Source organism: Streptomyces sp. NPDC026062 (genome assembly GCF_055568375.1).
The window spans coordinates 22053-34233 of record NZ_JBVHOQ010000065.1; the positions used below are offsets into that span (position 1 = coordinate 22053).

Genomic DNA, 12181 nt, shown 5'->3' on the forward strand with positions numbered 1-12181 from the left:
GCTCACGCCTCGCGGATCGAGGTGTCGAGGACGGAGACGATCGCGTCCGTGTTCGCGGCGATGAAGTCGGCGAGCTCCGGCGGCATCAGGTTCAGCTCGCGGACGGCCTCGGAGGTGAACGGCACCCGGACCACCTCGTACCCGCCCCGCTCCGGCTTGGAGAACTCCGTCCCCGTACGCACGGCCAGGTCCATCGACTCCAGGCGCGCGGCGAAGATGTGCTGCACGCCGACGCCGCTCTCCAACTCGTCGGTGATCAGGTGGACCAGCTCGGCGCGCTCCAGCTTGCCGCCCAACTCCTCGAACACCTCCCGGTGCAGAGCTGCCTCAATGGTCGCGTCGTCCTCCTCGACCCCTCCGCCGACCGACACCCAGTACGGTTCCCTCCCGGGCTTGGTGCGCTTGATCAGGATCAGCTCGTCGCCGTCGAGGAGGATGGCGCGGGCGTTGCGCTTGACGATGTCGGTCATGCCGTTTGCTCCTTCTGGTGGTGGTGCAGGAGAGAACGGGCGGAGGGCCGCCTGGTCGCGGCCGGCGCCTCTCCGGCTCGGTGAACTCAGCATGGTGTAGGTCGGTGACGGGGTGTGAGGTAGACGTGCTGCAGCAATGCCGCACCGCTGCTGAACGCAGCTGGCTACGCTGGGCGTTTCGGCGTTCCAGCGGGTGACGGACAGGGGGTACGACGGTGGTCACGGTGCAGCGATGGTCCGGCCGGGAAGCCCGGCTGTTACGCGACGCCCTGCGCATGAGCCTGCGGGACTTCGCCGCCTACCTGGGCGTGAGCGACCGAACTGTTTCGAACTGGGAAGGTGGCGGGGCGAGTTACCAGCCCCGTGGCGAATCCCAAGCCGTCCTCGACACCGCGCTCGGCCGCGCGCCGGACGACGCGAAGGCGCGGTTCGCCGCAGCATTCGGAGCGAACGACGCCGCTCCACCCGTCACAGGCCGGATCGGAGTCGACTCCCACAAGTTCCTGCCGGTCTTCATCGGCGTCGAGCGCGCTGGCCGGCTCCGCGCGCATATGACGCCGAGCGCGGGCGACCAGTGGCTGGAGTCCTCCTCGGCCCGCGTGGACCACCCCGAAGCGCAGGACTGCGTTCTGCACGTCTTCGCGTGCGGAGCCGCCGTCTTCCACCTCGTCCAACCGCACGAGCCTTCCGCGCTCACAGACCTCGCTGTCTGGCGCTACCGTTCGTACGCCTCCGACTTGCCCTGGGCGCGGAACAAGCTCCGCGACCTCCTGGAGGAGGACCACGACCGCGTCCCCAACCCCGAGTACGTCCTTTCCCTGTACTGGCTTGCCTCCGCACCCTGGACCGGAGACGCCTACGAAACCGCCCTGCGCCTGCTGTCCACACCCTCAGTCCTGGTCGACCGCGGCGCCCCGGGCGGGCCCGCGCCCCTGGACGGCACGGTCGAGGCATCGCTCCTCGCCACCGGCTTCGACCACCCGGACATCGTGTCCTTCGGCGTACGGGGAGTCTCCACCGGCTACGCCGGCTGGTCAGGCGTCGCCTACGCCTCCCACTCCCGCGAGCGCGGCCTCACCATCGACGAACTGGTCGCCTGCGAGCTGACCGTCCAGGCCCTGTGGTGCTTCACCCACCAGGTCCAGCAGATGATCGAGAACGGCCAGGACCCCTCCATGCCCGAGCAGTACGGCTGGCGCTTCCTGCGCGCCGCTACCTCCCGGCTCACCACCGCCCGCGCCCAGGAGACCGCACAACACGTCCTCATGCGGGAGGCCATCATGAAGACCAGCGGACTGGCCGAACGGCTGCGCGCCGCACAAGACGCTCTGCGCGAGAGCGTCGGCTGAGAACCCTGGGCAGGAGAGATACCGGATGGACATCAGCAGCGCCGCGCTGGTCGTGATCGACATGCAGAACGGCTTCGTGAACCACCACAGTCGCCACGCCGTGCTTGCGGTCTCCGACCTGGTCGCCCAGTGGTCCGCCGCCGGCCGACCCGTGATCTTCACCCGGTACTTCAACTATCCGGACAGCCCCTACGAGCGCTTCTTCCAGTGGCACCGACTCCAGAAGGCGCCCGAGACCGACATAGTCCCCGAGCTCGCCGAGGCTGCCGCCCACGCACACGCGGTCGTCGACAAGACCGGGTACACGCTCTTCACCCCGGAAGCCGTCGAACTGATCCGCCGGTACGGCTGGACCGACCTCGTCTTCTGCGGAATCGCCACCGAAAGCTGCGTCCTGAAGTCCGCCGCCGACGCCTTCGAGCACGGCTACGCGCCCTGGATCGTCACCGATGCCTGCGCCAGCGATGCCGGCCTCGACGTCCACGACGCCGGCCTCCTCGTCGCCCGCCGCCTGATCGGAACCGGCCAACTCATCACCAGCGACCATGCGATCGGCCAACTCACTGCGTACGCCGGGGCCCCGGTGTTGGAATAGCCCCATGGCCGAAACGCTGTACGACACCGACCTGATCATCATCGGCGGCGGCCCGGCCGGCTGCGCCGCCGCCCGCATGGCCGCCAGCGTCGGTATGCGCTCGATCCTGATCGAACCGGACCGGCTGTGCCGCAACCTCTACCGGATCCCTGCCCTGAACAACGTGCTCGGCGGCTACACCAGCGGCACTGAGCTTGCCGACTCCATCGTCGCGGAACTGAAGAGCACGGAGCTGTGTCGCCTCGAACTCGGCAGACACGTCACCGCACTCCGCGCCGACGACGACCAGGTGACCGCCGTGATCGACGGCAGCACCCGTCTCACCTCCCCGTACGCCATCGTCGCCACCGGCGTCGGCCCCCTCCAGCCCCGCGACGTCGCCTGGATCACCGCCCCCGACGGCCTGAACCTGGCCCCGCTCTGGCAGGCCGAGGCGGATGACGCCGAAGGCCGCACCCTCCTCGTCCTCGGCGGCGACCGCCCGATCGGCACCTTCCTGCGCGCCAACCCGACCACCGACACCCGCCTGCTCGTGGCGTACCCGGCCGCCGACGCGTACAAGATCGAGGAGATCCGAGAAGACCCTCGCGTCACCCTCCTCCCCGTTGAGTACCTGACGCTGCGCTGTGGAGAAGGCGCCCAGGTGTCAGCGGAAGCGGTGGGCCAGGACGGTGTCCGGCGGACGGCCGCGGCGGACGCCGCCTACCTCAGCATCGGAAACGCGCCCACCGCCCCACCCGGCGACCTGAACCGTGGTGCGGACGGATACTGCCCGCCCACCGACCAGCACTCCCGCGTCATCGTGGCCGGCGACCTCCGCTCCGCCCGCTTCCAACGGATCATGACCGCCTTGGGCTCCGGAAGCGAGGCCGCACTACACGCCTACTACGCGGCTCAGGAGCTGCCTGCCAAGGCCTGAACCACGTCAGTGCGGTACGACGGCGAAGGAGGGCGTTCGGAACGGCGTCGCTGCGCGTCGTCCGCCCATGATGGCAAGCAGCGACAAGTGGTACTGCTCGGCCTTGACGGTTCAGCGCTGTCGCGGGGAAGCGTTCGCGGGCCTGGTTCCGATGTGGGCGGGGTGTCCTGGCGCTGAGACGGCGCGGGCGCCGCTGGCGCGCCGGTCCTGCGAATTCTGGGGGTCAGCGGGGAGGTCGACCATCCGCCGAAGCCGCCACACGAGCACGTCGCTCACGCGTTCCGCCGTGCCCAGTTCTCGTAGGGCAGCTGCCTTGGTGAGCAGGGTGGTGGTGGGGTTGTGGCCGGTGATTCGGGCTTCGTGGAGGGTGGCTGCGAGGGCGGGCCAGCCGGGTTCGGCGAGGATGCGGTCGGCCAGTTCGGGCAGGGCACGGCGTACGGCGGTGGCGTGGTGGCGTTGCCAGGAGGGGGCCAGGCGGCTGCCTTGCTGGTGGAGCAGGGCCATGGGGTGGTCGGCGGCGGCCGGGTAGGCGGCGCGAAGGTGTGCGGCGGCTCGGTGGGCGGCTTCGGCCTGCTGGGCGTGCTGTTTCCTGGCGTGCCAGTGCGCGGTGGCGGTGATCAGGAAGACCAGCATGTCGATGACCATCGCGGTGGTGGCGCCGTCTTCACCTAGGCCGAGGGCCGGGCCGCTATGGACGAGGTCGCGGGCGGCTCGGCGCAGGGCGTGGTCGTGGCCGCGTACGGCGCGGACGTGGGAACGGGAGGCGCGTTCGAACGCGGTGGCTGCTGCCTGGAGTTCGTGGCGGGTGTGGGCGGCGGAGGTCTGGGCGAGGGCGTCGAGTACTTCGCCGGTGGCGGCGATCTGCGCGGCGATGACGCCGTCGTCGCCGTGGTCGATGACGAGCAACGCCCGCCAAGCGGCGCTGGTGGTGCGCCGACGTGCGGACGCGGGCCCGGTCACCGACGGCAAGGCAGGCTGCTGGGTGGGGGCGTCCGGGTTCTGGGTCCAGCGTTCGCGGATACGGGGCAGGGAGAGGTCCGGGGCGAGCTTGGAGCCGGAGTGGAAGACCGGCTCGCCCTTGCCGTTACGGTCGCCGGGGAGGGCGACGGTGTAGCCGAGGGTGTCGCCCGACGGCGCGATACGGCGCCGGACGAGCAGGCCGGCCGCGCCGAGGCGGTCAAAGAACTCCTCCTCGCCCGCCGCACCGGCCACCGAGCGACGGACCGCCTCCCGCAGCTCCTCGCGCGGGGTGCGCTGCTGGCCGCGGCGTTCGGCCTTGTGGAGCTCGGCGCTGGTAGGGCGCTTTGCGGCAGTGCCGTCCCCGGGTTTGATCCGGCGCAGGCCGTAGTCCGCTTCGATGAGGCGGGCCTCGGTCTGGGCGCGGCGGGCTTCGTTGTGCAGGCGGGGCCGTCGGCCGTCGTCGCGGACCAGGGTGGCGATGATGTGGATGTGGTCGTCGGCGTGCCGGACGGCCGCCCACCGGCAGGCGGCATCGTCGCCGTCGGGGGCGATGCCGGTGGCGGCGACCATGCGGCGGGCGATGGCGGCCCAGGCGTTGTCGGACAGCATCGGGTCTTCGGGGCTGGCACGTACGGACAGGTGCCACACGTGCTTCTTGGGGCGTCGGCCGGCGAGCAGGGCGTTGACGGGCTGGTCGAGCAGCCGCTGAAGCTGCCCGTAGGTGGCCTGCGGGTCGCGGCCGGGGTCGGGAGTGAGCGGGTCGAAAGCCGCCACCAGGTGCGGGTCGATGTGCTCCTCGTGGGTGCCAGGACCGTACAGGTAGCGGATCAGACCGACCGTCTCGCTGCCGCGCTTGTGGATGCGGGGGATCACGCCGGGGCACCGCCGTCGCGATGGGTGAGCAGGGCATCGGCGGCGTCCTCCATCCGGCGGGCCGCGCTCAGGACGGCCTGGGCGGTGGTGTCGAGGTGGGGCGCGTCGGCGCCGGAGTTGAGGGCCTTGGCGACCTGGTTGAACAGGCCGTGGATGCGGCCCAGGTGCCGGCGCGCGGCGAACACCTCGTTGAGGACTTCCCGTTCGGTGGCGATCTCGGCAGCGGTGCGGGTCAGGTCGCGGGCGGCCTTGTCGACGGCGTAGGCGAGGAAGGCGGCGTTGGCCATCTGGCACGTAGCTGCTGCGTCGGTGAAACGCTTGTATTCGGCGTCGTTCATGCGGCAACTGGGCTGGTGCAGGCGCTTGTGGGGCTTCGGCTGGCGGGCGCGCTGACGCCGCCGCGAAGGGGATTCGGCCTGCCGTCCCCCTCCAGGCTGCGGTCCGCCCTCGGCCGCAGCCAGCCGGTCCGGTGCCCCCTGGCGCTGGACCGGTCCCGCCACCCCTGGGGCGGGAACTCCGGGAGCATTGCTCCCGGGACAACTTGCTCCGCCTGTTGCTGGGGTGGTGGTCGGCTGCTGCTGGGATGCGGCGGGTTCGTGGTGGGGAACGTGCACTGGTATCTCCGTCTCAGGCCATCGTTGCGGTCTCGGAATCAGACATCCGCGCGCATGGCCCCGAGCTGGGACTTGAACTCGCGGACGACTCGGCCTGCGTCGTTGCTGGAGACGCTGTAGCCAGCGTCGCGCACGGCGTCCTCTACTCGGTCGCGTCCGACGCGGCCGGTCTCCTCGTACATGCGGCGGGTGAAGTCGAGGATGACTTCGTCGGAGGCGCTGGACTTGCGGCCGGATCGTTTCACCTTCGGCGGGTGGTGCTTGGCCGATGGGCTGTGTGAGGCACTGCCCGTGGGAGGCGGAACCGCTTCTCGCAGGCGGGCCATCGGGCCGGAGCGGGCAATGGGACTCGGGCGGAAATCCGGGCAGGGTTTCCCATCGACCAGGTCTGATGGGTGCGGGCGGGCGTGGTCTTCTGCCCGCCCGCCGCAGTCCGCCGGTGCGTCGGCTTCTGCCCGATAGGAACCGGGCCGTGCTGCGGGCAGGTCGACCGGCTGCCCGACGAGCGTGGCCCATCGCTCGGGCAGGTCGATGGTGGCCAGGGCGGCTGCTTGACGGCGGGTGGCAAGCTGACGCAGCAGCTGCTCGTTGCGGAGTGGGTCGGCGTCGATGCCGGAGCGGGCGAGGACCTTGGACAGACGACGCACGGTACGCCGGCCTGCCCGTTCGGTCCGCTGCCCGGGCGTCATCTCGGCAAGGCGGGCGGCCAGGGCGACTGCCCGCTGGGTGGCCCGGTCGCTGATGATCTGAGCGGCGCCCTGGTCCTGCTCGACGATCCCCAGACGGGCGAGCAGCCGCTCGCGGGCCTGCCGTGTGAGGACGGCGGCGAGTCCGCGGGAATTGGCGTCGGGAGTGCGCTGGCGGAGCTCGATGCCCATGGCCAGGTGCCACAGAACGGCTGCCATCACCGGGCCAGTGAAGGCGCGAACGGTGCCGCCGACCGGTCCGGCTTCGGCGTAGGCGGGGATGGTCTGCATAGCGGTGATCAACCAAACGAGGACCCCGGGCAGGCCGGCCGCCTGCCTCGGCCCGTGCAGGTTCTGCCGGGCCATCAGCGCCATCGAGAACAGAGCGAGTTCCGCGGCGGCAAACATCGCAGCGCGCTCGGCGGTGTTGCGCATGTCGAGGTAGTGGGCGGCGAACCGCCAGCTGGTGTCCGCGCTGTAGGCGGTGCACACGAGCGCCGCCACGGTGGCGGTGACGACGGCAGCCGAGAGACGCAGCTTCCCGTTGCGGGGGAGGTACCGGCTGCGTCGGGCCCTCAGTCCCGCGAGCAGAGCGCTGGCGGTGACGGCCAGGACGGCCGCGGGCAGGAGCAGGCTGTCGGCGTACAGGAGCGAGGTAGCGGCAAGTGTTTCGGATATTGCGGGCGGCATGTGCGGATCTACTCCGAGGGAGGGCTGGGAAGTCGATCACGGCGTTCACGGAGGGGGCGTACACGCGGGGCCCCCTTCTGAAGGGGGCCCCGCGCGTGATCGCTTGGGAGCGTGTACGGCGTGGACGCTCGCGTGATCGCTCTACCTGCGGTTTTGCGTTGAGCGTGAGCGCTGTGAGCGGTTCACGAGGGAGTGCGGGCGTGGGAGCCGCGTGTACGGTCGCGTGAACGCTTCGAGAGGGCTGGTGAGAGGGTCAGCCGACGGAGGTGAGGTGGCGGGCGGAGGCGTAGTAGCGGGCCTGCTGGCCGCCTCCGACGCCTCCGGCGATGCCGTCGGCCTTGGTAGCCAGGCCGCTGTCGACGAGGCGGCTGAGGTGACGCCGCGCCTTCTCGATGTCGGCTCGTTCGGGATCGCCGCCACCAATGAGGATGGTCGCCAGGTCGCGTGCGGTCAGCCCGCCTGGGGCGTTGCGCAGCAGGATGGCGGGGTCCTTGGTGGGGTCGACGGTTGTGGTGCCGCGTACGTGGTTGTGGGTGACGTCCAGCGGGCCGACTTCTCCGGTGGGGGTCTTGAGGTGGTGCAGGGTGACTGCGGGGTCGCCTGCCCGACCGGTGACGAACAGGACGCTGCCCGCGCCGACGGTGATCCAGGTGGAGCCGTAGACCTGGTCCAGGCTGGGTCGCTGGCCACGTGGGGCATCGGCGGTGGCCTTGCGCTGGTGGTGCAGCTCCAGGATCTCCACGCCGTTGCGCAGGGCGCGCATGCGGGCGTTGTGGAAGGCGACCGCGAGGCTGTCGTCGACCATCGTGCTGACCGCGTCCTTGAGGCTGTCGATCACGATGGTGTCGGCCCGGTGCGCGGCAGCGAGGTCGGCGAGGAGGTCGGGCTCCTTGTCGAGGGTGGCGGGCAGCGGGCCCTCCCAGACCACTAGCCGCTCGCGCAGGATCTTCTCGTCGGTGGGGAAGACGCGGCGGGCCATGGCCTTCGCGATCTGTTTGGGCCGGTCCATGGCCAGGTAGAGCACGCGCCTGCTGGGGGCGACGGGCATCTCCAGGACGGTCTCCTGAAGGCCGAGGCGGGCGAAGATCACCTGGTGGGCCAGGGTGGTCTTGCCGACGCCCGGTGCGCCGACGATCATCAAACTCTCGCCGGGTGCCCAGACGGTCTTCTCGCGGGTGCCCCACAGCGGCTCGGTATCCGCGCCGCTCTCTTTGACGAACGACCACCCGTCTGTCGCAAAGCGCGACAGGCGTCCCTGCCCCGAGGCGAGCGCGCGCTCGCGTTCGGCGCGTACGTCCGCTTCGGCCTCGCTGCGAATTGCCTCGGGATCCGCGCCGGGCTCCTGGGCCCGCTGGAGGGTGCGTAGGGCGGAGGTCGCCAGGCGGCGCAGGTCGGCCTTCTCGCGGACGATCTCCGCGTGGTACTCCGCACTACCGGTGCCGTAGGGCACGTTGGCGAGCTGGGACACATAGGCGGGACCGCCCACGCGTTGCAAGTCACCTTGCTGTCGGAGCAGCTCGGTGAGGACGATCGGGTCGGTCGGCCTGTCCTCGCGGTGCTGGACGAGAAGCGCGCGCCAGATGGTCTCGTGTGCGGGCCGGTAGAAGGCGTCGTCCCCAAGGATGGGCCGGAGCGCGTCGATGATGTCGGCTTTGTGCATACAGGCGCCAAGGACCGCGCACTCGGCGTCCAGGTTGAACGGAGGCTCCAATGGCGTGGAGCCCTCGCCGAAGCGGGATGGCATCTGGGATGGCAGGGTCGTACCCTGGGGCATGGAGCTCCTTCACCCGGCAGGCCATTACGGGGCGGCAACCCCGGCCTCGGGTTTCGATCGTTCAGGGATGGATGGTTGTGCGGTGGAGCCTCTACTTCGGCCCCGGTGTTCGTAGCACCGGGGCCGCTTGCGTGCACGGATTCGTCCACCGCTGTACGGCGGAACACGACCATAGCCGAGATTTTCGGCAACGCAACGCCTTGCATTTCACTCCGCAACGATGTTTAGTTGTGGACGCTGGCCCCAGTGGACCCGATGTCGCGTGAAGGGGGGTGCGAGTGAGCAGCGAGGAAGGCGCGGAGCGCGCCGGCCCCGGTCGCCCGGTGCCGGAGGATCACGTCGCCACACGCATCAAGCTGGAACGCGAGGTCCGCGGTTGGAGCACGGTGAAGCTCGCAGAGGAGATGGCCGCCGTCGGCCATCCGATCAACCAGTCCGCAATCTGGCGCATCGAGAGCGGCAAGCCCCGTCGCAGGGTCAACCTCGACGAGGCGCTCGGCTTCTGCAAGGTCTTCGACCTCACCATGCAGGACCTGACCGGACCGCCAGGCGAACTGGCCACGCCCCGCATCCGCCAGCTCGCACGTGAGTACGTCCAGATGACACTGGAGTACCGGCACATGCGAGCAGCCATCGACCGGAACCAGATGGACCTGAGCGAGATCCAGAGAGAACTCGACGCCTACGGGGACAAGGGGCCCGAGTACAGAGGACAGGTCGACGAACTCCTCCGGCTCGAAGAGCGGGCCCTGCAGAGGAGCATTCACCCGTCCAGGGCTCACCTGCGAAACCAAGGTCGGCCACCCACTGGCGACTAGCCAGCCGCTGCCCCTTCCCACGGCGCTACGAACGCCGAGGAGTATCACTCGCGGACGGCCTCCGCCGCCGCCGACGACTATCCACCAACCCATCCATCCCTGAACGACGCCACCGGCCAGGCCGCCGGGAGTTGCCGCTCCCGCGACGCCGCGAAGCCGGCGGGAGGAGTACCCCATGCCGCAGCCCGCCCTGCCCGTTTCCCAGATAGCCCAGCTCCTGGACGTCCCCGAAGATGCCCTGCGCACCCTGATGGCCGAGCGCCGATCCGTCGGCGACACGACCCTGGTAGCCCTCACCGTCGCCGAGGCCGCCCGCCGGATCGGCATCGGTCGCACCAAGCTGTACGAGTACGTTTCCTCCGGCGAGATCGCCTCGGTCAAGATCGGAAGCTTGCGCCGCATACCAGCGGAGGCGGTGAACGACTTCCTCGCCCGCCGTCTGTCGGCGACCGACTTTGGGGCCGCCGCATGACGCGCGCCTCCGCGCCGAAGTCCCGCCAGCCTAACGGCGCCTCGTCCATCTACCTCGGTAAGGACGGCCGCTGGCACGGTCGTGTCACCGTCGGCGTCAAGGACGACGGCACCCCGGACCGGCGCCACGTCAGTCGCAAGACCCGTCCCCAGGTCACCAAGGTCGTCCGCGAGCTGGAGCGCCAGCGCGACAAGGGCGCCGTCCGCAAGGCTGGCCAGAACTGGACGTTGGAGACGTGGCTGACGCACTGGGTGGAGAACATCGCAGCCGCGCACGTCTCGGAGAACACGATCGACGGTTACCGGGTGGCGGTCTACCACCACCTCGTCCCTGGCCTCGGTGCCCACCGCCTGGAGAAACTTGAACCGGAGCACTTGGAGCGCTTCTACAAGAAGATGCAGGACAACGGCAGCGCCGCCGGAACTGCCCACCAGGCCCACCGCACGATCCGCACGGCGCTGAACGAAGCCGTGCGCCGCCAGCACCTCACAGCGAACCCGGCCTCCATCGCCAAGGCCCCCAAGGTCGAAGAGGAGGAGGTCGAGCCGTACACGGTCGAGGAGGTCCAGCACCTGCTTGCTGAGGCCGCCAAGCACCGCAACACCGCCCGCTGGGTCATTGCGCTCGCCCTCGGCCTGCGCCAGGGCGAGGTTCTCGGCATGCAGTGGGACGATGTCGATTTCGAGCTCGGCGTCATCCGCGTCCGCCGTGGCCGGCTGCGGCCCCGCTACAAGCACGGCTGCGGCGACCGCTGCGGACGTAAGCCTGGCTTCTGCCCTCAGAAGATCAACACGCGGCGCGAGACCAAGAGCGCGAAGTCCCGCGCCGGCCAGCGGCCCATCGGCGCGCCGGACGAACTCCTCCTGCTCCTCCGTCAGCACAAGGAGGACCAGGCACGCGAGCGAGCTCGGGCTCGCGACCTGTGGACGGAGAAGGGATACGTGTTCACCTCGCCCACCGGCGAGCCCTTGAACCCGAACACTGACTACCACAAGTGGAAGGAGCTGCTGGAGGCCGCCGGTGTTCGCGACGCCCGCCTTCACGACGCCCGTCATACTGCGGCGACGGTTCTGCTCATCCTCGGCGTCTCCGATGCGGTCGTCGACTCGATCATGGGCTGGGAACCCGGTAAGTCCGCCCGGATGCGCCGCCGCTACCAGCACTTGACCAGCCGCGTTCTCAAGGACACCGCCGCCAAGGTCGGAGGTCTCCTCTGGGGCACGGGCCAGGTAGCGGGAAGTAGCGCGCCGGAGATCGGGCAGAGTCCCATCCCCGCCGAGCTGGTGGTCCACGTCGCCCGCCTCGGTGAACGGCGAGTCCCCTTCTTCCATCGTGAGCACGCTGAGGAGGTCGTGGCATGTTGGAGCAAGGACTGGCCGGACCACGCTGCCGAGGTTGAGCGGTGGGACCGCTGGCGCTGGGAACACCAGGGCCCCGGCGGTGCGAGCGCCATCCGCGACCGGGTACCCGAGCGGGCCGTAGTCTTCCACGCCCGAGCTCTGATCCTCCCTGGCGGGGAACGCGCGGCGATCGGGGTCCCGGAGCAGTGGTCGGTGCCGACTTGGGACTTCGAGACCGACCGCTACACCGACCGCGCCTCGGCCTGGCGCACGGCCCGACTACCCGGCACGGGCCAGGAAGTCGAGGCACAGGTGCGAGGCACGGACAAGGACGCCGTAGAGGCTGCCTTCACCGAAGCTTGTGCACAGGCTATGGATCGCGCACGGCATCCAGGGAAATACGGGGACACCGACGATTGGTAGTGCCACGGATTTCCGTCCACCACGGCGAATCAATGGAGCACCAGCCAGTGATGCCAGGGTGTCCATGGGGCCTACGCGCGCTGAGGCCCGGCAACCACCACAGGGACGCTGTTGGTTAATTCGGGCCTGTGCGTGACGGCGGTCCTCAAGACCCGGTTGTGGTCTTGAGGACCGCCGTTGTCGTATTGGGGTGGGTGC

11 protein-coding genes are annotated in these 12181 nt (G+C 69.9%); 6 read left to right on the top strand and 5 right to left on the bottom strand.

What is annotated here, in order from left to right; translation table 11 throughout:
* Positions 1-2: 2 nt before the first annotated feature.
* Positions 3-470 (bottom strand): NUDIX hydrolase, encoded by a 468-nt coding sequence (locus ACZ4LX_RS35525; protein ID WP_392733408.1) that lies wholly within the window; start codon positions 468-470, stop codon positions 3-5.
* Positions 471-745: 275 nt separating this feature from the next.
* On the opposite strand from ACZ4LX_RS35525, the gene ACZ4LX_RS35530 reads away from it, so the two are divergent.
* Genes ACZ4LX_RS35530 through ACZ4LX_RS35540 form a run of 3 tightly spaced genes read left to right on the top strand, consistent with a single transcriptional unit; the run spans position 746 to position 3333 of the window.
* Positions 746-1819, top strand: coding sequence for a helix-turn-helix domain-containing protein (locus ACZ4LX_RS35530; RefSeq protein ID WP_467651174.1), 1074 nt, complete (start codon positions 746-748; stop codon positions 1817-1819).
* A gap of 25 nt (positions 1820-1844) precedes the next feature.
* A complete protein-coding gene (locus ACZ4LX_RS35535) occupies positions 1845-2414 on the top strand; it encodes a cysteine hydrolase family protein (protein ID WP_467651151.1) in 570 nt (189 codons plus the stop codon).
* A gap of 4 nt (positions 2415-2418) precedes the next feature.
* Positions 2419-3333, top strand: coding sequence for an FAD-dependent oxidoreductase (locus tag ACZ4LX_RS35540; protein ID WP_467651150.1), 915 nt, complete (start codon positions 2419-2421; stop codon positions 3331-3333).
* Between the two features lie 111 nt (positions 3334-3444).
* Here the strand turns inward: ACZ4LX_RS35540 and ACZ4LX_RS35545 are convergent, their stop codons facing one another.
* From ACZ4LX_RS35545 to ACZ4LX_RS35560, 4 genes are all read right to left on the bottom strand, one after another.
* Positions 3445-5166, bottom strand: coding sequence for a relaxase/mobilization nuclease domain-containing protein (locus ACZ4LX_RS35545; RefSeq protein ID WP_467651149.1), 1722 nt, complete (start codon positions 5164-5166; stop codon positions 3445-3447).
* Positions 5163-5504, bottom strand: a complete 342-nt coding sequence (locus tag ACZ4LX_RS35550) for a plasmid mobilization relaxosome protein MobC (protein WP_467651148.1) — start codon at positions 5502-5504, stop codon at positions 5163-5165. The genes ACZ4LX_RS35545 and ACZ4LX_RS35550 overlap by 4 nt, the downstream gene beginning before the upstream one ends.
* A 314-nt stretch (positions 5505-5818) precedes the next feature.
* Positions 5819-7156 (bottom strand): hypothetical protein, encoded by a 1338-nt coding sequence (locus tag ACZ4LX_RS35555; RefSeq protein WP_467651147.1) that lies wholly within the window; start codon positions 7154-7156, stop codon positions 5819-5821.
* A gap of 253 nt (positions 7157-7409) precedes the next feature.
* Complete coding sequence (locus tag ACZ4LX_RS35560; protein WP_467651146.1) at positions 7410-8930, bottom strand: DnaB-like helicase N-terminal domain-containing protein; 1521 nt, start codon at positions 8928-8930, stop codon at positions 7410-7412.
* A 278-nt stretch (positions 8931-9208) separates the two neighbouring features.
* On the opposite strand from ACZ4LX_RS35560, the gene ACZ4LX_RS35565 reads away from it, so the two are divergent.
* The 3 genes from ACZ4LX_RS35565 to ACZ4LX_RS35575 all read left to right on the top strand — a co-directional run bounded on the left by ACZ4LX_RS35565 (position 9209) and on the right by ACZ4LX_RS35575 (position 11983).
* On the top strand, positions 9209-9748 hold the full coding sequence (locus tag ACZ4LX_RS35565; protein ID WP_467651145.1) for a helix-turn-helix transcriptional regulator: 540 nt from the start codon (positions 9209-9211) through the stop codon (positions 9746-9748).
* Between the two features lie 175 nt (positions 9749-9923).
* Positions 9924-10220, top strand: coding sequence for a helix-turn-helix domain-containing protein (locus tag ACZ4LX_RS35570; protein ID WP_361488554.1), 297 nt, complete (start codon positions 9924-9926; stop codon positions 10218-10220).
* On the top strand, positions 10217-11983 hold the full coding sequence (locus tag ACZ4LX_RS35575; protein WP_467651143.1) for a tyrosine-type recombinase/integrase: 1767 nt from the start codon (positions 10217-10219) through the stop codon (positions 11981-11983). The genes ACZ4LX_RS35570 and ACZ4LX_RS35575 overlap by 4 nt, the downstream gene beginning before the upstream one ends.
* Positions 11984-12181: the final 198 nt, after the last annotated feature.

Excerpts from the sequence above, each read along its gene's own strand:
- ACZ4LX_RS35570 (WP_361488554.1), top strand. The coding sequence starts at position 9,924 with ATGCCGCAGCCCGCCCTGCCCGTTTCCCAGATAGCCCAGCTCCTGGAC.
- ACZ4LX_RS35560 (WP_467651146.1), bottom strand. The coding sequence starts at position 8,930 with ATGCCCCAGGGTACGACCCTGCCATCCCAGATGCCATCCCGCTTCGGC.
- ACZ4LX_RS35535 (WP_467651151.1), top strand. The coding sequence starts at position 1,845 with ATGGACATCAGCAGCGCCGCGCTGGTCGTGATCGACATGCAGAACGGC.
- ACZ4LX_RS35555 (WP_467651147.1), bottom strand. The coding sequence starts at position 7,156 with ATGCCGCCCGCAATATCCGAAACACTTGCCGCTACCTCGCTCCTGTAC.
- ACZ4LX_RS35575 (WP_467651143.1), top strand. The coding sequence starts at position 10,217 with ATGACGCGCGCCTCCGCGCCGAAGTCCCGCCAGCCTAACGGCGCCTCG.
- ACZ4LX_RS35550 (WP_467651148.1), bottom strand. The coding sequence starts at position 5,504 with ATGAACGACGCCGAATACAAGCGTTTCACCGACGCAGCAGCTACGTGC.
- ACZ4LX_RS35525 (WP_392733408.1), bottom strand. The coding sequence starts at position 470 with ATGACCGACATCGTCAAGCGCAACGCCCGCGCCATCCTCCTCGACGGC.
- ACZ4LX_RS35540 (WP_467651150.1), top strand. The coding sequence starts at position 2,419 with ATGGCCGAAACGCTGTACGACACCGACCTGATCATCATCGGCGGCGGC.
- ACZ4LX_RS35530 (WP_467651174.1), top strand. The coding sequence starts at position 746 with ATGAGCCTGCGGGACTTCGCCGCCTACCTGGGCGTGAGCGACCGAACT.